The 24,404-nt window shown below is 70.7% G+C and carries 11 protein-coding genes; 2 read left to right on the top strand and 9 right to left on the bottom strand.

From position 1 onward, the window contains the following. Window positions 1-70 precede the first annotated feature (70 nt). The 8 genes from G6N49_RS05615 to G6N49_RS05580 are packed head-to-tail and all read right to left on the bottom strand — an operon-like array spanning window position 71 to window position 19,660. Entirely contained in the window at window positions 71-286 is a 216-nt protein-coding gene (locus G6N49_RS05615) for an MbtH family protein (protein WP_011856103.1), read from the bottom strand. Then, window positions 264-1,556: an NADPH-dependent L-lysine N(6)-monooxygenase MbtG gene (gene mbtG, locus G6N49_RS05610; RefSeq protein ID WP_011856104.1), complete on the bottom strand. Its 1,293-nt coding sequence runs from the start codon at window positions 1,554-1,556 to the stop codon at window positions 264-266. Before mbtG ends, G6N49_RS05615 begins: the two co-directional genes overlap by 23 nt. Further along, the gene (locus G6N49_RS05605; protein WP_011856105.1) at window positions 1,553-5,935 is read right to left on the bottom strand and encodes a non-ribosomal peptide synthetase; all 4,383 of its coding nucleotides are present in this window, start codon (window positions 5,933-5,935) and stop codon (window positions 1,553-1,555) included. Before G6N49_RS05605 ends, mbtG begins: the two co-directional genes overlap by 4 nt. Continuing rightward, window positions 5,932-11,169 (bottom strand): non-ribosomal peptide synthetase, encoded by a 5,238-nt coding sequence (locus G6N49_RS05600; protein ID WP_011856106.1) that lies wholly within the window; start codon window positions 11,167-11,169, stop codon window positions 5,932-5,934. The genes G6N49_RS05605 and G6N49_RS05600 overlap by 4 nt, the downstream gene beginning before the upstream one ends. After that, complete coding sequence (gene mbtD, locus G6N49_RS05595; RefSeq protein ID WP_011856107.1) at window positions 11,162-14,098, bottom strand: mycobactin polyketide synthase MbtD; 2,937 nt, start codon at window positions 14,096-14,098, stop codon at window positions 11,162-11,164. Before mbtD ends, G6N49_RS05600 begins: the two co-directional genes overlap by 8 nt. After that, complete coding sequence (locus tag G6N49_RS05590) at window positions 14,095-15,426, bottom strand: beta-ketoacyl [acyl carrier protein] synthase domain-containing protein (protein ID WP_011856108.1); 1,332 nt, start codon at window positions 15,424-15,426, stop codon at window positions 14,095-14,097. The genes mbtD and G6N49_RS05590 overlap by 4 nt, the downstream gene beginning before the upstream one ends. Then, the gene (locus G6N49_RS05585; protein ID WP_011856109.1) at window positions 15,423-16,160 is read right to left on the bottom strand and encodes a thioesterase II family protein; all 738 of its coding nucleotides are present in this window, start codon (window positions 16,158-16,160) and stop codon (window positions 15,423-15,425) included. The genes G6N49_RS05590 and G6N49_RS05585 overlap by 4 nt, the downstream gene beginning before the upstream one ends. After that, the gene (locus tag G6N49_RS05580) at window positions 16,157-19,660 is read right to left on the bottom strand and encodes a non-ribosomal peptide synthetase (RefSeq protein WP_011856110.1); all 3,504 of its coding nucleotides are present in this window, start codon (window positions 19,658-19,660) and stop codon (window positions 16,157-16,159) included. Before G6N49_RS05580 ends, G6N49_RS05585 begins: the two co-directional genes overlap by 4 nt. 98 nt (window positions 19,661-19,758) lie before the next feature. Here G6N49_RS05580 and G6N49_RS05575 point away from each other — a divergent pair, with 98 nt between their 5' ends. Continuing rightward, window positions 19,759-21,408: a (2,3-dihydroxybenzoyl)adenylate synthase gene (locus tag G6N49_RS05575; RefSeq protein ID WP_011856111.1), complete on the top strand. Its 1,650-nt coding sequence runs from the start codon at window positions 19,759-19,761 to the stop codon at window positions 21,406-21,408. A 493-nt stretch (window positions 21,409-21,901) separates the two neighbouring features. Here the strand turns inward: G6N49_RS05575 and G6N49_RS29410 are convergent, their stop codons facing one another. Beyond that, complete coding sequence (locus G6N49_RS29410; RefSeq protein WP_041925089.1) at window positions 21,902-22,108, bottom strand: hypothetical protein; 207 nt, start codon at window positions 22,106-22,108, stop codon at window positions 21,902-21,904. 375 nt (window positions 22,109-22,483) lie between these two features. Between G6N49_RS29410 and G6N49_RS05565 the strand changes: the two genes are divergently transcribed. Continuing rightward, a complete protein-coding gene (locus G6N49_RS05565; protein WP_011856112.1) occupies window positions 22,484-24,142 on the top strand; it encodes an HNH endonuclease signature motif containing protein in 1,659 nt (552 codons plus the stop codon). Window positions 24,143-24,404: the final 262 nt, after the last annotated feature.

Here is a 24,404-nt window from a genome sequence, read left to right as displayed (position 1 = left end):
CCGGGTCCCCCTCACACGAGGGGGACCCGGTCTCGTTGGCGATCACCGCACGGCAGATGGGCGCAGCGCGCTACTCCGAGGCCATCGCCTCACGCAGGCTGCGGGGCCGCAGATCCGTCCAGTTCTGCTCGACGTAGGCCAGGCACTCCGCGCGGGTGGCCTCTCCGAAGACCACGCGCCACCCCGCGGGCACGTCGGCGAACGTCGGCCACAGGCTGTGCTGCTCCTCGTCGTTCACCAGGACGTAGAAGCGGCCGTTCTCGTCATCGAATGGGTTGGTGCTCAATGCTTCTCCTGTTCGTCATGGCTGCGTTCGCCCCGAGGTCCGCGCCGAGGATGCGATCGGACATCAGGCCGAGGCAGCTGAGGTTGGGAAATCCGGGTCCCTGGTTGAGACCGGCGAGCCCGGGCAGGAACAGCTTCGGGGTCACGCCACCGACCGCGAGATCGTGGCCGATCGACTCCTGCAGCAGCTCGCCGGTCAGTGGCCCGCCGAGGCCGAGTTCGAGCAGATCGCGCGCATCCTGGCCGAGCAGCGGCAGGAACCACAACGCGTCGGCACCCTGACCGTCGATCACCAGGTCGAAACCGTGCACGGTCTCCACACGTTCCCCGGCCCGGTCGGTGTGCAGTGTCAACCGGATCCGCCCGTCACGGGGCACCGCGTGGGCGACGCGCCCGCGCAGGTGCCGGATGCGGTCGTCGGCCAGCAGGGCCTCCTGCACACGGGCGGAGAACACGCCGCGGTCGGTGCGGAACATGGCGTCGCGGCGTTCGGCGAGCGTCAGACTGGTCCAGCCGGTGGGGTCGGAGAACAACGTGTTCTCGAAGAAACCCTCACCCCGGGTGAACAGCGTGACCTGAGGTGAGATCACCGTGATCGTCGAAACCCGGTGCCGGAAAAGCTCGTTGAGCATCGACGCGGCGGTCTCGCCGCCGCCGATCATCGCCACGCGTTCGGCGACGATCAGCTCGTGCCCGGCGGTGCGCCGCCAGAAGTCGGCAATCGACATCACCCGCGGATGGCCCGGCAGCAGTGTCCGTTCGGCCTGACCGGGTCCGGTGATCATCACCGCGTCGGCGGCGACGGTCGACTCGGGGGTGCGCAGCTCCCAGCCGCGGTCACCGACCGAGATGCGTTCCACTTCGCCGTGCACCACGTTCATCCCGATGGCGTCGGCGACCCAGCGCAGGTAGGCCGCCCATCGGTGGTGGTTCGGCGCCGGCCTGCCGCGGTCGATCCACTCGGCGAACTGCGAGGTGGCCACCAGGTAGGCCTGCCAGCTGTGCCGCGTCATCCGGTCGTCGAGTTCGGCGTTGCGCCGCGGCAGCAGCGCTGAGCGGTAGGGGAAGCCGATGTCCTTCTCCGGGCTGGTCCCCAACCGGTGCTGCCCGTCGGTCCAGCCGCCTGCGGCGGTCCAGTTCGCGCCCACCCCGGCGCGTTCGACGACCACCACATCCGGTGCGTCGACGCCCATGTTGCGCAGTTCGGCGGCCTTCGCGGCAACGGCGACGGCCTTCGGGCCGGCACCGATCACCGCCAGCGTCGCGGTCATCGGGCAACCTCCTGCAGCGCGTCCTGCCACAGGGTCTGCAGGACCGCGACGTCGTCGGCGGAGAGCACCTCGGGCAGCGTCCGCCACTGGGTGGCCAGGACGGGCGCGTCACCCTGGGGAAGGATCGCGGCCATCACGGTCACCTCGTGCCGGACGGCCAGTTCCGGTTCCGGTAGCACCGACACCGCGCGCAGCAGACCCTTGTCGACGTTGAACGTCCCGGCGCCGCCCACGTCGGCGCGGCCCAGGTAGTTCAGCAGCAGCTGCGGTTGCCGGTAGGCGCAGAGCCGTTCCGCGGTGTCGGCCCGCAGGTATCGCAGCAGACCGAAATCGATTCCCTCACCGGGGATCTCGACCGGCCCGGCATCGGGATCGACCCGTACGGGGTAGATCGCGCTGAACAGTCCGACGGTGTCGCCGGTGTCGGCGTCGGCGCTCACCGCGCTGTCGGCGCGGCCGTGGGTCTCCAGCGCCAGCAGCGGCGGCGGTGTGGGTTGACCGCGGCGCCGTCGCCAGGCGGTGACGGTGCGCGCCGCCGCCAGGGTCAACAGCGTCGGCATGGCCTGCGCGGAGGCGATCAGCCGGGCGGTGAGATCGGGTTCGGTGATGGCGACGCTGACCTCGAGATCGCGGGCGCGGTCGGCTTCCGGGCGCACTCGGCGCGCCCCGAGTTCCGGGTCGGCGCCGTCGAGCTGCGCGGCCCAGAAGTCGGCCGTGTCGAGCCGGTGGGCCCGCTCGCGCACGCGCGCCGACCACTGCCGGTAGGTGGTGTGTTCGCGCGTGGGTGTGGGTGTGCGCCCTGCCCTCAGCGCGTGCCAGGCGGTGTCGAGTTCACCGATGACGACCCGCCACGACGCCGGATCGATCGCCAACACGTGCGCGGTCACCACGAGCACCCCCGGGCCGTGCGCCGGGCGCAGCCACAGCGCCGACCACAGCCGGCCACGTTCCGGATCCAGCCTCTGCACCGCGGTTTCGGTGTGTTCGGCGACCGCGTCGGCGAGGTCACCGCTCACCGCGACTTCCGACAGCAGCTCGTCGGCGGGCGTCTCCGCCTGCGGCACCAGCGTCATGGCGGTGCGGTCGAACCGGGTGCGCAGCACCTCGTGGCCGTCGAGGACGGTGCGCAGCACGGTGCGCAGCGCGTCGGCGGTGATGCCGTCGGGCAGCGGGATCGCCTCGGTCTGCGCCAGCCGGCGCGGGTGGCCGTACTCGTAGAGCCAGTGCACGTTGGGCAGCACCGGGATCGGGTCCGACGAGGCCGCTTCGGTTGCCTGCGAGGAGGATTCGGTACCGGCCTCGGCGTCGACGGCCGTGGCGAGTTCGCGGATCGAACCGCACTCGAGCATGAGTCGGGCCCGCAGCGCGACACCGCGGCGGCGCGCGGCCTGCACCACCGAGAGTGCCACGATGCTGTCCATTCCCAGCGAGAGCAGATCCGCGTTCACGTCCACCGCGGTGGTGCCCAGCAGTTCGGCGACCGCCTCGGCCAGGGCGGCCTCGGTGGGCGTCTCGGGGGCGGCCGCCGGCCCGGCCGCGGCGGCGTCGTACGTGGCGAGCGTGGCGTCGTCGATCTTGCCGTGCGCGGTCAGCGGCAGTTCGTCGAGCACCGCGATGTGGTGCGGTACCAGATAGCGCGGCAGCCGCGTGCTGAGCATGTGGCGCAGTTCGGCGACGGCGACGTCGGTGCCTCCGGTGGCCGCATAGGCCGTCAATCGGGGCCCGGCGCCGTGGCGGCGCACGGCGACATGGGCGGCCCGCACGGCGGGATGGGTCTGCAGCACCGCGCACACCTCGCCGGGTTCGACCCGGAAGCCGCGGATCTTGACCTGATCGTCGCTGCGGCCCAGGTACTGCAGGGCGCCGGTGGCGTCACGGCGCACCACGTCGCCGGTGCGGTACATCCGGTTCCCGGCCAGGAACGGGTCGGCGACGAACCGGCCTGCCGTCTCGGAGGCCCGGTCCAGATAGCCGCGGGCCAGTTGGGCGCCGGACAGGTAGAGCTCCCCCGCGACGCCGTCGGGCAACGGACGCAGCCAGGCGTCGAGCACGTAGGCGCGGGCGTGGCGGGTCGGCGATCCGATCACCGGCTGGGGGTGTTCCGCGATGGCGGCGACGACGGCCTCCACGGTGGTCTCGGTGGGGCCGTAACAGTTGAAGGCCGTCATCGAGGTGCGCGCGCACTCCTCGCGGATGAACCGCCACGTGCCGGAGCCCACGGCTTCGCCACCGAGTGCCAGCACCGCCAGCGGCACCCGCGACATCAACCCGAAAGCCTTGAGCTGAGCGAACATCGACGGGGTGGTGTCGATCATGTCGATGTCATACCGGTCGATGGTGTCGACCAGCGCTTCGGCATCGCGCTGGACCGCGTCGCCGATGATGTGCACCGAATGCCCCTCGAACAACGCGACGAGCGGCTGCCACGCTGCGTCGAAGGTGAACGACCAGGCGTGCGCGATCCGGAGCGGACGGCCCAGCCGTGTCGCCGCCGGCCGTAGGACGTGCCGGGCGTGGTCGTCTGCGTAGGCGAGCACCGCGTCGTGGGTGCCGACCACTCCCTTGGGGATGCCGGTGGTGCCGGAGGTGAACACCGCATAGGCGGCCTGCCCCGGGGCGACGGTCGCCGGTGCCCACGCCCCGTCGGGTGCACCGACGCCGGCCGACAGCGCGTCGACGACGACGGGCGCCGCGGTCTGGCGCAGGATCTCCTCGATCCGCTCCCCGGCCATGCCGGGATCGAGCGGCACGATCATGCCGCCCGCCTTGAGGACGGCGAGCATCGCGATCACGTAATCGGGTCCGCGCGAGAGCCTCACGGCGACCGGCGTTTCGGCGCCGACACCGCGTGCGGTCAGGCCGGCGGCCAGCCGGTCGGCGGCCGCGTCGACCTCGCGGTAGGTGAGCGTGCCGCCGTCCCAGCTGAGCGCGACCGCATCCGGGGTGCGGCGCGCCGCCTCGGTGAACGCGCAGTGCACCCCGGTCCGCGGCGGCGGTTCCGTGACAGCCGGCACCGCAGGGTCGTCGCCGAACAGGATGCGCACGTCGCGAAGTGGCCGGTCCCAGAGGGCGATCAGCCGCTCGACCGTGTCGAGCAGGCCCTGCCCGACGTCGTGCGGGGTCAGCGCGCCCAGGGCGCCGTCGAGGGTCTCCACCAATACGGTCAACCGCTCGTCGGCCATGTGGGCGGCGATGGTGACCGGGAAGTGCGACAGGCTCTCGAGGGCCGCGGGGATGAAGGTGGCGCCGGCGGCTTCGAAGCGGTGGTCGCCGCCGACCAGCCCGCCCGGTGGGAAGTTCTCGTAGACCAGCAGCGAGTCGAACATCTCCCCCACCCCGGCCAGCGCCCGCAGCTCGGAGTGGGCGAGGTAGCTGTGCTCGCGCAGCGCGGCGGCGGTGCGCTGTAATGAAAGGCATTGACTGCCAACGGTGTCCACCGGATCGAGTCGCACCCGCAGCGGAACGGTGTTGATGAACAGGCCGACCATCGTCTCGACGCCCGCGAGTTCACCCGGGCGTCCCGACACCGTCATCCCGAACGTCACGTCACGGCGGTCGGTGAACACCGACAGCATTGCCGCCCAGGCCATCTGCACCAGCGTGTTGACGGTCACGCCCCGCGAGCGGGCCGTCTCGGTGAGCCGTCGGCTGGCGCCGGCGTCCAGTGCGACCTCGGTGCGCCGCGGCAGCCCGGCGGCGGGTTCGACGGCGGACAGCGCCGGGGTGAGCAGCGTCGGAGCGTCGATGCCGGCGAGGTGCTCGGTCCACAGCGCCCGACTCGCCGCCTGGTCACGACCGGCCAGCCAGCCGATGTAGTCACGGTAGGGCCGCGGCGGGTCGCCAAGCGCACCCGGATCCCCGCCGGCGCGGTAGAGCGTCAGCAGTTCGCCGACGAACAGCGGAAGCGACCAGCCGTCGATCACGATGTGGTGCGCGACGATCACCAATCGCCAAGCAGGACCCGGCAATTCGATGAGCAGAAACCGGATCGCAGGCCCCCGTTCGAGGTCGAAGGGGCGCCGTCGCTCACGGTGCTCGAGTTCGGCCGCCTCCTCGGCGGTCCGGGCGCGCACATGCTGCCAGGGCAGGTCGACGCGGGCGGGGACGACCTGGACCGGACGGGGCAGGTCACCGCGGAAGAAGCCGGCCCGCAGGTTCGGATGCCGCGTCAGCAGCGCCGTCGCGCAGTCACGCAGCAGCGCGGTGTCCAGCGTCCCGGTGACGTCGGCGGCCATCGCGATCACGTAGGGATCCGGACGGGGATCGCCGTCGGCGTGCTCGGAGTCCGCGAGCATCGTCATCGAGTACAACCCCTGCTGCAGCGGGCTCAGCGCCATCACGTCCTCGATCGCGTTGGCAGCGGCCTGGGTCCGCGTCACGGCGTGTCCTCCTGCGACGCGTTCCACGACGCCGTCAGCGCCGCGAGTTCGTCCGCGGACAGGCCCGAGGCGCTCATCGGTGCGTGGGCGGTGTCCCCCGCGGGTCCGGACACGTCCGCCGCGGCGTCGACGGCGGCGGCGAGGTCGTACAGCGTGGGTTGTTCGAACACCATCCGAGCGGTCAGCCGAAGGCCCGCGTCGCGGGCGCGGGCGGCCAGCTGCACGGCGAGGATGCTGTCCCCGCCGAGGCTGAAGAAGTCGTCGTGTCGCCTGGTGACCTCGACGTCGAGCACGTCGGCGAGCAGGGTGGCCAGCGCCCGTTCGGTGTCGGTCGCAGGTGGTTCCGCGGTGTGACCGGCCGCCCGCACCGCCGGTTCGGCGGCGAGGCCCTCCGCGCCGACCAGTTCGAGGACGCCGTCGGCGCTCCAGCGGGCCTGATCACCCGTACGGTGCAGCCGCCCACCGGCATCCGCACCGTAGGGGTGGGCGACGAACCGCGTCGCGGTCAGCGCGGCTTCGCCCCAGTGCGCGGCGGCCAGCGGGCCGCCCGCGGTGTAGACGTCGCCGACCACCCCGACGGGCACCGGCCGCAGCGTCTCGTCGAGCACGAATACGCCTCCGCCGCCCCACTGTTCGAGGATGCGCCGCTGCTCCCCGGGCGCACCGATCTCGAGATCTCGCAGCGTGAGGTCCGGCTGGTCGGCGAACGCCGTCACCACACGGCCCAGCCAGCCGACGAACCGCTGTGCGGTCTCGCGGCTGTAGAGCTCCGGGCGGTAGATGACGTGGCCCCGGTATCCGCTCGAGAAGCCGCCGTCCACCCCCCTTTCGGAGGCGAAGAAGTTCAGCGACAGGTCCGCGTGCGCGGCGTCGAACGTCGGCTCGAGCACCGTGACGGTCGTGTCGCCGTCGGGGCCATGGGCGATCACCCGGTCCTCGGGCAGCTGTTCGCGCACGTGCACCACGACGCTGAACAGCGGGTTGCGCGCCAGGGTGCGCACCGGGCTGACCGCGTCGACCACCTGGTCGAACGGCAGATCCTGGTGGGCGTAGGCCTCCAGCGCCATCTCGCGGGCGCGACGGCACACCTCGCGTAGCGTGGGGTTGCCCCGAAGGTCGTTGCGCAGCACCAGGATGTTGATGAAGAACCCGACCAGCTGGTCGAGTTCGGGTTCGGACCGGCCGGCCACCGGGGTGCCCAGCGGAACGTCGGGACCGCCGCCCGCCTTGTGCAACACCACGGCCACCGCCGCCTGCAGCAGCATGAACTCGGTGACGCCGAGTTCGCGGCACAGCGCCGTGAGCTTGTCGCGGGTCGCCCCGTCGATGTGGAATTCGACCGCCCCGGCCCGTCCGCTGGGCACCGGCGGCCGCGCGAAGTCGGGTCGCAGCCCGGTCTCCTCCGGCAGGCCCGCCAGCTGTCGGGTCCAGTAGTCGCGCTGCGGTCCGGCGATGCCGGCGTCGTCGGCGAGAAGCGCCGACTGCCAGGCGCCGAAGTCGGCGTACTGCAGGGGAAGCGGTGCCCACGCGGGAGCTTCACCCGCGGCGCGCGCCCGGTAGGCGGTCAGCAGATCGGCGAACAGTACCGTCGCCGACCAGTGGTCACCGGCGATGTGGTGCATCACCACCGACAGCACGACACCGTCGGGCACGCGCAGCACGGCGGGGCGGATCGGCCGGTCCTGCTCGAGGTCGAAGACGTGGGCGCGTTCGCGGTCGAGTTCGGCGCGCAGCCACTCCTCACCGTCGCCGTGGGCGCGGCGCACGGTCACCGGCTCCGGTGGCAGCACGACCTGGTGCGGCACCCCGTCGATTTCGCGGTACACGGTGCGCAGGATCTCGTGACGGTTGACCACGTCACCGATCGCGGTGACCAGGGCGTCGACGTCGCACGGGCCCCGCAGCCGCGCGGCGAACGGGATGTTGTTGACCACGCTGGGCCCGTCGACGCGGTAGGCGAACCAGGACCGCAGCTGCGACGACGACAGCGGTGCGGGCCCGTCGAGGTGCAGCGGCATCAGCCGTGGTCGTGCCGGCCCGCCCCCGCCCGCGCGCAGGGCGTCGACGTGCCCGGCGAGCTGCGCCACCGTGGCCAGTTCGAAGACCTCCTGGACGCCGATGTCGACCCCGCATGAGGTGCGGACGGCGGCAACGAGTTTGGTGGCGAGCAGCGAGTGCCCGCCGAGGTCGAAGAACGAATCGTCGGCGCCGATGTTCGCGCTGCGGCCGAGCAGTTCGCCGAACAGCCGGGCCATCTCGCGTTCGGTGTCGGTCCCGGGTTCACGGAAGTCGACGGTCGAGGTGAGCTCCGGTGCGGGCAGCGCGGCGCGGTCGATCTTGCCGTGGGTGGTGATCGGGACCTCGTCGAGCACGACGTACGCCGCGGGCACCATGTACTCGGGCAGCGCCGCGGCCACCCGCGCACGGATGCGGTCGACGGCCACCGAGTCGCGGTCCTCACCGCTCACCGGGGTCAGGTAACCGACCAGGCTCTTGCCCAGGTTCGGCAGCTCGCTGACCATCACGACGGCCTGTCCGACACTCGGGTCGACGGAGATGGCGGCCGCCACGTCACCGAGTTCGATGCGGAATCCGCGGATCTTGACCTGTTCGTCGGCGCGTCCGACGAATTCGATGTCCCCGTCGGCGTTGCGGCGGGCCAGATCGCCCGACCGGTAGAGCCGGCCACCGGGGGTGAACGGGTCGGCGACGAAGCGTTCGGCGGTCAGGCCCGGCCTGCGGTGGTAGCCGTGCGCCACATGCGTTCCGCCGATGTAGATCTCGCCGATGACGCCGACGGGCACCGGCTGCAGCGCATCGTCGAGCAGGTGCATCTGGGTGTTGATCTTGGGACGGCCGATCGGCACGATGCGGGTGCCCTGTTTGCCCTCCACCTTGTAGCGGCTGGCGTTGATCACCGTCTCGGTGGGGCCGTAGAAGTTGTGTAGCAGCGCATCGAAGGTGGCGTGGAATTTGTCGGCCACCTCACCGGGCAGTGGCTCACCGCCGATCGGCACCCGCTGCAGGGTGCGCCACTGGTTGACCCCGGGCAGCGACAGGAACAGACCGAGCAGCGACGGCACGAAATGCATTGCGGTGATGCGCTCGTCGCGGAGCAGCTCGGTGAGATAGCCGATGTCGTTGAGCCCGCCCGGGCGGTGGATGACGATCCTCGCGCCGCAGGCGAGCATGCCGAAGATCTCGGCGATCGACACGTCGAAGCTCGGCGAGGCGACCTGCAGCAGCCGGTCCTTGGCGTCGACCTGGTAGTCGGCCTTGAACCAGACGAAGTACTCCGCGACCGGGCGGTGGGATACGGGAACGCCCTTGGGCAGCCCGGTGGTGCCGGAGGTGTAGATCAGATAGGCGGTGTTGTCGGGTAGCAGCGGCCGTACCCGGTCGGCGTCGGTCGGGTCGTGGGCGGGTGTCCCGTCGAGTCCGCTGACCGGTTCCCGCAGGACGAGTTTCGCGTCGCAGTCACCGAGGATGAACGCCAGCCGGTCCTCCGGGTAGGTGGGGTCGACCGGTACGTACACCGCACCGGCCTTCGCCACGCCCAGCGCGGTGACGATCAACTCGGGAGATTTGTCGAGGAGCACCGCCACGCGGTCCTCGGCCCCGATGCCCTGGCCGATCAGCCAGTGCGCGACGCGGTTGGCCTGTTCGTTGATCTCCCGGTAGGTGTAGTGGCGGCCCTCGTAGGCCACCGCGATCTCGTCCGGTGTGGTCGCGGCCTGGGCGGCGATCAGGTCGGGCAGTGTGCGGGGCGGGGTGTCGAAGTGGTCACCGCGGGCGACGTCGTGCAGCCACGCGGCGTCGGCGGCGCTCATCAGCGCCAACCGCGCCAGCGTGGTGTCCGGCCGGTCGAGGGCGCTGCCGAGCAGTACGACGAAATGGTCGAGAAGCTGTTGGGCCAGTGCGGGTTCGATGATCTCCACCAGGTGCTCGACCTCGACCACGGCACCCCCACCCGAGGGCTCCGCATCGAACTCGACCATCACACCCAGCGGCAGCTGGGTGAGGTGGCTACGCAGGTCGGCGCGCTCGCAGTGGACGCCGGCCGGGGCGAATCCGAACCGGTCGGGCCCCCGGAAGCCGAAGCTGACCCTGGTCATCCGCTCGGTGCCGTGCCGACGGTCCGGGTTGAGTTCGCGGACCACCTGGTCGACGTTGACGCCCTGGTGCGCGAAGGCGCCGAGCGCGGTGTCGCGGGTCTGGATCAGCATGTCGCGGAACGACATCGACGTGGTCGGTCGCAGCCGCATCGCGACGGTGTTGCCGTAGTAGCCGATCCGGTCCTCCGTGCCGGTACCGCGGTTGAGCACCGGGGTGGCGACGAGGAAGTCGTCGGCGTGGGTGTAGCGGTGGATCAAGGTGCCGAACACCGCGAGCAGCACCGCATACGGCGTGCATCCGGTCTCGCGGGCCAGGTCGACGACCCGCCGGGCGGTGTCGGCGTCGAGCGCGACACCGGTCCGCGCGGACCGCCAACCGGTCGGCACCGCCGAGCCGGTCGGGCCGGGAAGTTCCAGTGGCTCGGGCGGATCGGCCATCACCCGCCGCCAGTAGGCGAGGTCGTCCGCCGCGTCGCGGGGAACCGCAGGCACGTGGGGCTCCAGCTCCTCCCCCAGGTCCTCGCCGGCGTAGGCACGGGTGAGATCGCCGAAGAAGACCTCCCACGAGCCGTCGTCCCAGGCGATGTGGTGGGCGACCAGCAGCATGACGTACTCGTCGCTCCCGGTGTGCACCATGGTGATCCGCAACGGTGCGTCGGTGGACAGGTCGAACGGCGCGGCGAACTCACGCTGGGCGAGGACCTCGAGGCGGAGCCGCTGCGCCTGCTCGGACTGGTTGGCCAGACCGGTCAGGTCGTGTTCGGCCCAGGCGGGACGCAGGTCGGCGTGCACGGTCGGGCGCGGTGCGCCGGTGTCGTCGGCGGCGTAGGTGGTTCGCAGGACGGGATGTCTGCGCGCGACGGCGTCGAGGGCGCCGCGCAACGCGGCGAGGTCGACGGCGCCGCGGATGCGGTAGGACACGCAGACGTTCAGCAGCGCGCCGGACGGGTCGGCGGCCTGGACGAACCACATCCGCTGCTGCCCCTCGGACAGTTCACGGGTCGAGGGTTCGGTTCCTCTGGGGTGCTGCGACGACAACCCGCGCTCGGTGAGCCTGCGGCGCAGCAGTTCCAGTCGGGCGGTGTCATCCACACCAGTCAGCTCGGTGGTGTCAGTCACGCGGGATTTCCACTTTCTCGTCGAGCTCGGCGACCAGTTCAGCGCCGGTGACTCCGCCCAGCAACGTGGCGAGCGGAACCGTCCGGCCGAGGACGCGTCGGAATCTCTTGCGGAGGTCGAGGGCGAGCAGGGAATCGACCCCGAGGTCGAACAGGGAGGCGTCGAGGTCGATCCCACCGGGGTCGGTGATCTTGAGGACGGCGGCCAGTTCCGCGCGGACCGCGTCGGCGGTGTCCACCGGCGCCGCGGTGGTTTCGGCTGTCTGCGGGTCGCGTACGGGTTCGGTGGCGGCGGAGAACATCTGCATGCGATGCGGGTCGGCGGAGAACACCAGGGGGTCGACGGTGTGGTCGCAGAGGCTGGCCTCGATCGCGGGCAGCGGGGCCATCGGCCGCAGACCGGACCGTTCGATGCGGGCGGTCTCGGCGGCGCCGACGATGCCTTCGCCACTGTCGGATCGCCACAGCCCCCACCGGACGGATACGCAGCGGTGGCCGTCCGCGCGCAACCGTCCGGCCATCGCGTCGAGCATCCGGTTGGCTGCCGAGTACACCGCGTGGCCGTGGCCGCCCCACAGCCCGGACACCGATGAGCACAGGACGATCCGGGCATCGGGGTGCAGCGGCCACAGGTCGGCGAGGTGTGCGAGGCCGGTGACCTTGGCGCCCAACGTGTTCACCGCGGCCGCCGCATCGAGTCGGTCGCCGCTGGCGAAGGTCGCCGCACCCGCGGCGTGGATCACCAGTGACGCACCGATGCCGGCGAAGTCCGTTGCGGTGCGGATGCTCTCGCGGTCGGTGAGGTCGCACGGCACCGACACCACTTCGGTGCCGCGGGCTGCGGTGAGTTCCGCGAGCACCGCCGGATCGACGGCGCGGCGGCTGAGCAGGACGATGCGCCGCGCACCCCGCTCGGCGAGGTGGCGCGCGTAGTGCAGGCCGATCCGGCCGGCACCACCGGTGATCACCACCTCGTCGAGGATCCCGGAGTCCAGCGACCATGCGGGGGCGACGGGGGCGTCGGCCACGGTGCGTCGGTACAGCACCGGACCGTCCCCGCCCCGGATCGCGCGTTCGCCGGCTCCGGTCAGCAGCGTGTCGACGACCGCGGTGTCGATCGTCGGGTCGGCCGGCAGGTCCAGGTGGTGGAAGCCGAGTTCCGGGTTCTCGAGCCCGAGGCTGCGGTGCATCGCGGCGATCGCGGCGGCCGACAGTGCCTGCGGCTCCCCGGTCCGCACCCGTTCCGCGCCTGCGGTGACCAGCCAGATGTCCCGGCACCGTGGGCCCGCCGAAGCCGGGTACCGCAGCGCCCCGGAGCCCACCAGGTCAGTGACCGTCGTGACCGCGGTCTTCGCGTCGGCGCCGCCGGGTTGCGGTGCGACGACGACCATCACGTCCGCGGTGTCCGGGGTGCCGAGCGCCATGCCGGGATGAGCGTCGACGGCCGTCCGCAACCGCTCACCGAACGGGCCGGTCGCCCCGAGTTCCAATACCGTCACCGTGACGGGTGCGGTGTGAGCCGACGGTGTGACGTCGTCGATCGGTTGCCACACCTCCTGCGCCACGGTGATGTCCGCGGTCTCGGAGAGCGGTTCGGGTTGCGCCCACAGCGGCGTGGCGCGCATCGGTGCGTTGGGGAAACCCCGCAACCGGTGCGCGGTGGGTTCGACGGCGTCGCGCCATCCGTGGCCGGGATCCGATATGGCCGCAACCGCGAGGTTGTCCGACAGCGCCTCGGTGATCGGTGTGTCTCGTCTGCCCGATCCGACGAGGGTGGCGGTGGTGTCGCCGAGCAGATCGCCCATCGCGAACAGCAGCTGCGGATGCGCGGACAGCTCGACGAATGTCGTTGCCCCACAACGCCGCGCGGACTCGAAAGCGTGGTCGAAGCGCACCATGGTGCGCAGGTTGGCATACCAGTAGTCGCCGAACATGGCGCCCGCGGGCACCACGTCACCGGTGGCACCCCCGATGAACTGCACCGGGGTGTCGGCGAATACGGCCTGCGGCAACTGCTTCACGAAATCGTCACGCAGGGGTTCGAGGATGCTGGTGTGCACCGGGAAGCCCACGGTGATCTCGCGGGCGAACCGGCCCTGCTCACGGACCAGCGCGACCGCGGCCGATACCGCGCGCCGGTCGCCGGAGACCGCCACCGAGGTCGCGGCGTTGACCACCGACAGCTCGAGCCAGCCCGGCGTGGCCGCGATGACCTGTTGTGCGGTTTCGGGATCCACACCCAGAACGGCGACGGCGTGGTCGCCGGACAGTCGATCCACCACCTCGGCGCGGGCGATCACCACCGCCACCGCGTCGGCCAGGGTGATGGCGCCGGCGAGATAGGCGGCGCCGATCTCGCCGAGACTGTGGCCGACGGTGATGTCGGGAAGCACTCCGTAGGACCGCCAGACGTGCGCGAGCGCGACGGCGTGGGTGAACTGCGCGCCCTCGATCTCGGCTTCCGAGAATTCTTCCGCGGTGCCGGGTGTGGTCAGGTAACGCATCGGCGAGGCGGCGCCCGCCGCGGTGAACGCCTCGGCGCACGCGTCCGCCGCGGCCCGGTACTGCGGCAACTCCTCATAGGCCTGCGTCCCCATCGACGGCCACTGGGTGCCCTGCCCGGGGAAGACGAACGCGATGCGCGACGGGGAACCCTCGGCGCTGCAGGCGACGAGGGGATGCTCGGCGCCCTCGGCGACCGCCCGCAGCCCGTCGGCCAGTTCGTCGCGGTCACCGGCCCGCACGACCGTCCGGTGCCGCCGCACGCGGCGAGTGGTGAGCAGGTGCCCGGCCACGTCGGCGACCGAGGCCGCGGGGTCGTGGTCGAGGTATCCGAGCACGGCGCGGGCATCCTCGGCGACGAGATCGCCGGCATGTGCGCTCAGCAGCACCGGGATCCGCCCGTCGGGCCACCGGTTCGGCCGCGTCACTTCGCTTCCCGGGGCCGGTCCGGCACGGCCACGACCACGTGGGTGTTGGTGCCGCTCATACCGAACGCCGAGACCGCGCCCACGCGTTCGCCGTTGCGGGCCGGCCAGGGGGTGAGCTTGTTCGCCAACCGAAGGCCGCTGGTGTCCCAGTCGATCTCGCGACTGGGCTCGTCGGCGTGCAGGGTGGGCGGGATGGTGGCGCGCTCGGCGGAAACGAGCACCTTGGCCAGCCCGAGGGCGCCCGCCGCCGACTGGGTGTGCCCGATGTTGGACTTCACCGAGCCGAGCAGCGGTCCACGGGCGGGGGCGGTGTCACCGTAGGTGGCCGCCAGCGAGCGCAGTTCGGTCTTGTCACCCAGCCGCGTTCCGGTGCCGTGACCTTCGATCATGCCGACGTCCTCGGGTGAGATCCCGGCCTCTCGGATCGCCTTGCCGAACAGGCGGCTCTGGGCACGTTCGCTGGGCGCGGTCAGCCCGACGGTGCGGCCGTCGGAGTTGATGCTGCTGGCGCGGACCTCGGCGAGGATGTCACGGCCGTCGCGCACCGCGCCTGACTTGCGTTGCAGCACGAACAGTCCCGCGCCCTCGGCCCAGACGGTGCCGCTGGCGTGTGCACTGTAGGGCCGGCAGTGGCCGTCGTCGGAGAGCGCGTGCTGTGTGGAGAATTCGACGAAGTATCCGGGGGACCCCATCACGCACACCCCGCCGGTCAGCGCGAGGTCGCAGTCACCGGATCGCAGCGCCTGCACGGCGAGGTGGAAGGCGGACAGCGCCGAGGAGCAGGAGGTGTCGACGGTGACGGCGGGGCCGGCCAGATCGAGGGTGTAGGCGATCCGCCCGGAGACGACACCCAGCGACGTGCCGGTGATCAGGTGGCCGCTGTGGTGGGAGAACTCGCTGAGTTCGGGCCCGTACTCCAGTGCCGAGGCCCCGAGATAGCAGCCGACGTCGTGGCCGGCCAGGTCGTCGGGGTTGATGCCGCTGTTCTCCAGCGCACGCCACGCCAGGCGCAGCGCCACCCGCTGCTGCGGGTCCATCGCGACGGCCTCGCGCGGCGAGATGCCGAAGAACTCGGGATCGAATGTCGATGCGCTGGTAAGGAATCCGCCGAGATCGTGGATCGGTTTGAAACCCTCGCGCCTGGACCCGGTGAACAGTTCGCGAAGCGACCAGCCGCGGTCGGTGGGAAACGGACACAGCGCCTCGCGCTGTTCGGACAGCAGCGTCCAGTAGTCCTCTGGAGTGTCGATGCCGCCGGGCGCCTCCACCGCCATTCCGACGATGACGACCGGATCCGGTTCGGCGGCGAGTCGGTTCGCGCCGGTCATCCGCCGCCCACCAGCGCAGCCACCTCGTCGAGATGCTCGTCGAGGTAGAAGTGGCCGCCCTGGAACGTCGACAATGTGAACCGGCCCGCGGTGTGGGAGGCCCAGCGCTGCGACCACTCCCGGCTGATCCGGTGGTCGCGGTCACCGCGCAATGCGTGGATGTCGGCGCGGATCTGCACGTCACGCCCGCAGGCGTATCCGCTCAGCGCGCGGTAGTCGGCCCGCACCGCCGTCACGAGGAGTTCGACGAAGTCCTCGTCCTCTAGCAGCCGGGGGTCGGTGCCGCCGAGGTCGACCATGTCGGCCAGGACGTCACGGTCGGTGCTCGGCAGCGGCGCGGCCTCGGCGACGGTCGACGGGGCCTGGCCCGCCGACGCCCACAGCGTGCGCACCGTGACACCGTTGCGTTCGGCGACCCGGGCGAACTCGAACGCCACCACCGCGCCCATGCAGTGGCCGAACAGGTCGAGCGGGCCGAGGCGGTCCCACGGCCCGGCCTCGAACAACTGGGCCGCGAGCGCACCGATGCTGTCCGCCGCGGGATGCCGCAAGCGGTCGGCCCGCTGCGGATACTGCACGATGTGGGTGTCGATTCCGTTGCCGGACAACGACTTCGCCAGCGCGCGGTATGCCGCGGCGGCGCCGCCGGCGTGCGGGAACACGACCGCCGTCGCACCACCGGACGCCGGGAAGTGTTTGACCCAGGGCGCGAACTCGAGTTGCCGGGCCGTCATCGCGACGCCTGCGCGGACGTCGAGTGCAGGGCCGACGCCACATCGGCGGAGTTCATGTCCGCGACTTCGAGGTAGAGCTCGGCGACGCCTTCGAGGCGGTCGCTGCCGGACTCGTGGTCGACCAGCCGCCGGGCCAGCGCACCGACCCTGCGTGCGGCGAAGATGTCGGTGACCATCACCCCCGGGGAGTCGAGCCACTCGCGGATCCGCGCCACCGCCTGGGTGGCCAGCACCGAATCGCCGCCGAGTTCGAAGAAGTCGTCGTCGGCGCCGACGCTGTCGCGGTCCAGCACGGTGGCCACGATGTCGGCCAGCGCCCGCTCGAGCGCCGTCGACGGCGCCCGGTACGTCGGCGCCTGAGCGTTCGCTCGTTCGGCCATGCTGCGGGTCAGCTCCGCGGTGACCGCCCTGCGGTCGATCTTGCCGCCGACCGTGAACGGGACCGCCTCGACCAGCGCGATGTGGCTCGGAACCATGTGTGGCGGAACGAGTTCGGCCATACGGCGGGTCAGCTCGTCGACCGTCACCGCGGGCGACGATGCCCGCACGATGGCGGCCAGCTGCTCGCCGCGGCCGTCACCGGGGGCCGTCAGCACCGCGGCCACGGCGGCCTCGACGACGGCGATGCGGCGCAGTGCAGCCTCCACCTCGCCGAGTTCGATGCGGTATCCGCTGATCTTGACGCGGTGGTCGGCGCGACCGACGAAGTCGATCTGACCGTCGGGCAGGTAACGGACGAGATCGCCGGTGCGGTACCAGGTCCGGCCGTCGTGGACGACGAACCGTTCGGCGGTCAGGTCGGGCCTACCCCGGTACCCGCGGGCGATGCCGCGTCCGCCGACCCACAGTTCTCCGGGCACCCAGTCCGGGCAGTCGGCACCGTCGGCGGCGACGACACGGCAGGCGTTGTTGGGCAGCGGACGGCCGAACGGGACGGCGGACCACTCCCGCGGCAGCTCACCGGGTTCGCAGATGGTGTTGTGGATCGCGGTCTCCGTCGCGCCGCCGAGGCCGGCGAACCGCACACCCGTTGCGGCCCTGCGCAGTTCGCGAACCATCTCGGTGCGCACCCAGTCGCCGCCGGTGGGCACCACCCGCACCGACGGCAGCGCACCGCCCACCTCGAGCAGCATCTCAAGCCAGCCGGGCATCCAGTGCAACACCGTCACCGAGTGCTCGGCGATCAACCGTGCCCAGCTGTCGGGGTCGCGGCGCTGCGCTTCGTCCACGACAACCAGTGACCCGCCGGCGCGCAGCATCCCGAAGACGTCGAGTACGGACAGATCACCTTCGAGCGTGGACAACGCGAGGCTCCGGTCGGAAGGCCCGATCCCGAAGTGGTCGTTGATGAATTCGAGGGTGTTCATCGCCGCGGCGTGGGTGACCTCGACGCCCTTGGGGGCGCCGGTGGAGCCGGACGTGAACAGCACGTAGGCGACCCGGTCGGGCTCGACCGTGGCGGGGGTGACATCGTGCACCCGCGATCCGACCCGGACCGCCTCGGCGATGGTCAGTGCGGGCAGGAAGGTCGGGGGTTCGTCCCCGCACGCCAGCGCCATCCGCACGCCTGCGGTCTGCAGGATGCTGTCCGCACGGTCGGCGGGTTGATCGGCGCCGATCGGTACGTACACCGCGCCTGCGGCGTGGATGGCCAGCAGCGCGGTGACCTGATCGGCGCACTTGGGGCCCATCACCGCGACGGTGTCCCCCGGCTTGATGCCCGCCACCTGAAGCGCACCGGTGACCGCCAGCACCCGTTCGCGCAGTTCGGCATAGGTGAGGGTGCCGGTCGAGCCGATCACCGCGGTGGCGTCGGGTGTGTGTGCGGCGGTGCGGAAGAACCCGTCGTGCAGCGCGTCGTCGCTGCGCCGGGCGCCGGTGTCGTTCACCGCGTCGCGGACCGCGCGTTGCGCGGGTGGCACCGCGGGCGGATCGGCGGCGTCCCAGGCCGCGTCGTCGGCGGCGAGCCGTTCGAGTTCGGCGAGTTGGTAGGCGAACATCGCGTCGATGACGCCGGGCCGGAACGCGTCCTCGCGGACGTCCCAGTTGACCAGCAGTCCCCCGTCGAACGGCGTCACCTGCGCGTCGAGCAGCACCTGCGGGCCCTGGGAGATGTGCCAGACCGGGGTGCCGAACTGGTCGGTGACGTCACCGGCGAACAGATCGCCCAGGCCGAGCGCGCTGGTGAACACGAACGGCGCCAGCGAGGGCGAACCGTGATGGCGGCTCAGATCGCGCAGCACCGACAGACCCGAGTAGGTCGCGTGTTCCGCGGAGGTGTGCAGCGCCTCCTGCATCACCCGCGCCCGCTGCGCCGGGGTGTGCGCCTCGGTGAAGTCGACGTCGAGCATCAGTGACGAGGTGAAGTCGCCGACGAGTTTGTCGACGTCCGGGTGGAACGGCTCGCGGCCGAACATCGGCAGGTTGAGCAGGAAGTGGCGGCTGGTCGACCACCGGGCGAGCGTGCCGGCGTAGCTCGCGGCGAACGCCATCGCCGGTGTGATGCCGCGCGCGCGGGCGGCGGCGAAGAGCCGGTCACGGATGTCGGTGTCGAGGAAGTGCCAGCGTCGGGTGCCGCGGCGCGGGTCACGCTGTTCGGCACGCGGAACCAGCGGCAGCGCGGGCGGTTCGGGGAGATCCGGGATGCGCTCGGTCCACCACCGGCGGTCCTCGTCGACGGTCGGCGCGGGCGTGGCGGTGAACGCGCTGCGGTATTGGCGATAGGTGTACTGCAACTCGGGCAGCTGCGCGCCGCGGTAGAGCGCGGCGAGGTCGGCCATGAAATTGCGGTAGCTCACGGCGTCGGCGGCCTGCATGTCGAGGTCGACGTGCAGACGGGTGCGCCCGTCGGGCAACAGGGTCAGTGCCAGCTCCAGCACCTCGCCCTCGAGCAGTTGGTGTGATTTGGCGTGGCGGATGACCTCGAGCTGTTGTTCGGCGTCGGCGACGTCGAGGTGTCGAAGGTCGGTCACCTTGACGGGCAGATCGCGGTCGCTGATGCGCTGCATGCCGTCGCCGAGGATGTCGACGCGCAGCATGGGGTGGCGCGCGGCGAGCGCGGCGGCCGCGGTACGGAGGCGCTCGGGATCCACCCCCGCACCGTCGAATTCGACGTAGAGGTGGGCGGCCACGCCGCCGAGTTCGGTGAGCTCGTTGCGGCCCACCCACAGCGCGTGCTGGATCGGCGCCAGCGGGAACGGCGCGTCGGGATCTCCGGCGCTCGCCGCAGTGTCACCCGATTGCGTTGCCGCACCGGGGCTTTCCGCGGTGCGTTCACCGACGAGCCGGGTCCAGGCGGCCACGGTGGGGTTCGCCGCCATCGCCGCGAACCGCACGTCGATGCCCTGTTTCCGCCAGCGTCCCGACAGCGACATCATGCGGATGGAGTCCAGGCCCGAGGCGATCAGGTCGGCATCCGGATCGAGTGCGGACTCCTCGATTCCCAGAAGTTCGGCAACCTCGGCCCGTACAGTCTGCGAACTGGTCACAACGGCCTCCACCGTGTTCCTCCAAGTCAACGTAGGCTGCCCTAACTTCAGGAAGGCTATCCTATATTCAGGGAGTCGAACACTCCTACCTCGAGGGGCCTCTACGCGCGATGAGCACCGGATTCCAGCATGTGCACAGCGACCTGACCGATGGCTTCGTCCCATTCCCCGAAGACCGCGCCGAGCAGTACCGGCGGGCCGGGTACTGGACCGGGCGGCCCCTCGAGTCCCTTCTCCTCGACGCGGCACACCGACGGCCCGATCACCCGGCCGTCGTCGACGTCGACGGATCCCTCACGTTCGCGGAGCTGACCGCGCGCGCCGACACCGTCGCCGCGGCGCTGGCCGGACTCGGGATCCGTCCTGGTGACCGGGTGCTGCTGCAACTACCCAACTCCGTGCGTTTCGCCGTCGCGTTCTTCGGTCTGCTGCGGGCGGGCGCGGTGCCGGTGATGTGCCTGCCCGGCCACCGCACCGCCGAGCTGGGACACTTCGCCGACGTCAGCGGCGCGGTGGCGCTGATCGTGCCCGACGAGGTCGGCGGCTTCGACTACCGCGAGATGGCCGCCCAGTTGGTGGCGGACCGGCCCACGCTGCGGCACGTGCTCGTCGACGGTGACCCGGGACCGTTCCTATCGTGGGCGGCACTGATCGACAGCGGCGGCGTGGCACCGGAGATCGGACCCGTCGACACCTCGCTGCCTGCCCTGCTGCTGGTCTCCGGCGGAACGACCGGACTGCCCAAGCTGATCCCCCGCACCCACGACGACTACGTCTACACCGCGGTGTCGAGCGCGCAGGCGTGCCACTTCACCCCCGACGACGTCTACCTGGTGGCGTTGCCGGCCGGCCACAACTTCCCGTTGGCGTGCCCCGGCATGCTGGGGGCAATGACCGTGGGGGCGACGACGGTGTTCACCGCCGATCCCAGCCCGGAGGAGGCGTTCGCGCTCATCGACAAACACCAGGTGACCGTCACCGGGCTGGTCAACGCGCTGGGCAAGCTGTGGGCGCAGGCGTGCGACTGGGAACCGGTGCTGCCGACGTCGCTGCGCCTGGTGCAGGTGGGCGGTTCGCGGATGAGCCCGGAGGAGGCGCGGTTCATCCTCGATCTCCTGACCCCCGGGCTGTCCCAGATCTTCGGAATGGCCGAGGGCATGCTGAATTTCACGCGGCCGGGAGATCCGCTCGACGTCGTGGTGCACACCCAGGGCAGGCCGGTCTCCCCGCACGACGAGATGCGGGTGGTCGACGAGTCCGGTGTCGAGGTCGCACCGGGCGAAGAGGGCGAACTGCTGGTGCGCGGTCCCAACACACTCAACGGGTACTACCGGGCCGACGAGGCCAACGCCCGGTGCTTCAGCCCGGACGGCTTCTACCGCACCGGGGACCGGGTGCGGATCTTCGCCGACGGCCCGCTGGCCGGCAACGTCGAGGTGACCGGCCGGATCAAGGACGTCATCCACCGCGGCGGTGAGACGGTTTCGGCGACCGACCTCGAGGACCATCTGCTGACCCACCCCGCGATCTATGCGGCGGCCGCCGTCGCGCTACCCGACGACTATCTCGGTGAGAAGATCTGCGCCGCAGTGGTGTTCCGCGGCAAGCAGCTCACGCTCGCCGAACTCAACGCATTCCTCGACGAACGCGGGGCGTCCACTCACGCCCGGCCCGACGTGCTGGCTGCGATGCCGTCGCTGCCGCTGACCGCGGTCGGCAAGGTCGACAAGAAGAAGCTCGTCGAGCAGCTGAGCGGGTGAGAGCCTCGTAGCGCAGCAGGGCGGTGCCACCCGGGAGGTTCGGTTCTCCGGCAGCCGCAACGAGATTCATGACGGCAGGATGGCCGCCGCCGGCTGCCTGTACAGAGGCCCCACTCTCGGCAGATGCGACGGACCCGTCCAGCCCGACGGCACCTGGCCGCCAGCGGATCCGAATTTCGCCGAACCACCTGTGCACGTCGACGGCTGATGTCGTGTCGGCACGATGCGTCACGTGGACGCGCGCGCAGGGGCTGGAACGGGATGCCGGCCGGGGCTCCGCTCATGATCAGGGGTGAAGAACTCGGTGGTCGACGCCTGAATCTGTGACGGCGGTCAGCCAAGTGCGCGCCATTCCCCGAGGATGGCATTCGGTTCGTGGGACGTCATCACCTCAACCATTAGATTTCGCTGGCACCCAACTCGCGATCGCGTCGCGGACGTCCAGCACGGCCGTGTCCGCCGCCGCGCGACCGGCGTCCGTGCCGACGGAGTCTTAGGCGACCAGCGGGGTTCCGACAGCCGTCGGAAACAGGCGGGCGAAAGCCTCGTCCGCGGCGCGGTTGCGGGCCGCCAACACGGGCAGCAGCCGTTCGTCGCCCTGCATTTCGGCGGTGGCCGACGAACTGGCGGCGGCGAGCCGCTCACCGATGCGAGCTCCGTAGGCGACGAGGAAGGGCAGCCTGAACGCCTTGGTACGCATTTGTCCCCGGACGCCGTGGCGGCGTCCGGCAACGAGCATCGCCCGGGGCGGTTGCTCTTGCCCATGCGCCGAAGTCTGGCCCATCGGTCTGACACAGAGGGGTGATGCAACGTCGGCGCATTGCCGATCCCGCTCGGCCAGGAAGGCGAGCACCTACGGTGATGCTCTCCGCGATGTCCGCAATGGTGTCCTCGGCGGTGTCGTACCGCTTTATTGGTTCACGAGGCCCAGGGTTGCCGCGATGCCGGCTCCGAGGATGAGAATCTCGTCCACCGCGTCGGAGCGCGTCCCGGTACACCCACAAGACGCATCCGGTAGCCGGAATCGTGACACCACCTGCCGCTGACCAGCACATCTCGGTTTGTCCGTGGTCGAATGTATGTTCGACGTATGTTGGGCAACGAACTCCAGGACGCGGTGACGGCGCTGCGTGCCGCCTTCGACGCGGTGGCCGCCTGTGATGTCGACCTCCTGGATCAGCCCAACCTGCTGGCCGCCCTCGACGACCTCGAAACCCTGGGGTGTCAGCTACCCACGATGAACCATCGCCTGCTGGCGCGCCTGCAAGCCGAGTCCACCCCGCAGCAGTTGGGCGCCAAATCCTGGAAAGAGGTGCTCACGGTCCGGTGGCGGATCTCAGGCAGCGAAGCCCACCGACGCCTCACCGAGGCCAGCCTGTTGGCGCCGCGCCAGGCGATGACCGGTCCGTCGCTGCCACCACTGCTACCGGCCACCGCGGCAGCCCAATCGCTCGGGTGCGTCACCGGTGAACACGTGGAGGTCATCCGTAAAGCGGTCGACAAACTGCCCGCATGGGTGGATACCGCCACCCGGGAGCAGTTCGAGATCACCCTGGTGCGCACCGCGGCCGGGGTGGGTCCCAAGGAACTCAAAGAGGCCGCGGACCTCACGCTGTTTCTGCTCGACCAGGACGGTCCCGAACCCGATGACACCGAACGCGCCCGCAAACGCGGGGTCACCAAGTACAAACAGCGCCCTGATGGAATGGTGGATCTGCGTGCGACGATGACCCCGGAGGCGTGGGCGGTGTGGGAGGTGCTCTTCGCCAAGTACGCCGCCCCGGGGATGTGCAATCCCGACGATCCTGAGCCCTGCACCTCCGGGACACCGTCACAGGCCCAGATCGACAACGATTACCGCAGCCTGGCCCAGCGCCAACACGACGCGATGCTCGCGATCGGGCGCATCGCGTTGATGAGCGGTGACCTCGGACAGCTCAACGGACTACCGGTCTCAATCATCGTCCGCACGACCCTGCAGGATTTGGAGTCGCGTGCCGGGGTGGGCACCACCGGCGGCGGCACCGTCATCCCCATCAAAGATGTGATCCGGATGGCCGGGCATGCCAACCACTACCTGGCGGTATTCGACCGCGCGACCGGATCGGCGCTAAATCTGTTCCGCACAAAAAGGATCGCTTCCCCGGCCCAGCGCATCATGCTCATCGCCCGCGATGGTGGCTGCACCAAACCCGGCTGCACCATCGGTGCCTACGGCTGCCAAGCCCACCACGTCGACGCCGACTGGATCGACGGCGGCAACACCAACGTCGATGAACTCGGGCTCGCGTGCGGACCCGACAACCGCAGCGTCGGCACCAACGACGGCTGGACCACCCGCATGAACGACCAACACGAAGTCGAATGGATCCCGCCACCACAACTGGACACCGGCCAGGCCCGCATCAACTACCACCACCGGCCCGAACGCCTCCTCACCCCGCCCGGCGATCCCGACCTGCCCGGCGCATCGGCGGAACCGGCTGACACTAAAAACATTGGCGACACCGAGCCGAACAACCGCGCGGCCGGGGAGGCAGACGAGACCCGCCCCGCGAAGACCGCTGCACCGGTGGCCGGCGAAACCCGCCAGGCTCCCTGCGCGGAAGATGCCACCACTTCACCAGCCGACGTCAACGAGACGCGGCCCGTGGAGCCGGGCTCGCCGATCCGATCCGCCGACAGCGCCGGTGAACCCGGCGGCCCCGCACCCCCGCAAAATCGGGCGGCTTGAGCGCCGCAGATCGTCGCCACCGCACCCGCACCGCATGACATCGCGACGGGTGAGGCCCTTGCTGCACAGCCGCTGACTCAAGGGAACACCACCACAGCCATACGTTTAGCCGAACTGAAATCCTCTGAAAGTTAATGCGATTCCGACAGACAGCGTGGTGCGGCGTCGCTTTGACGCTCACTTCGATTGACGCCTGCAGGTTGTCCTTCCGTGGATCTGTGGGCCGCCATAACGAGTGGCCACCCGAACCCGGACGAACAAC

Source organism: Mycolicibacterium monacense (assembly GCF_010731575.1).
Lineage (GTDB): Bacteria > Actinomycetota > Actinomycetes > Mycobacteriales > Mycobacteriaceae > Mycobacterium > Mycobacterium monacense.
The sequence above is the reverse complement of the archived record's forward strand: the minus strand, read 5'-3'. Positions and strand labels throughout refer to the sequence as shown.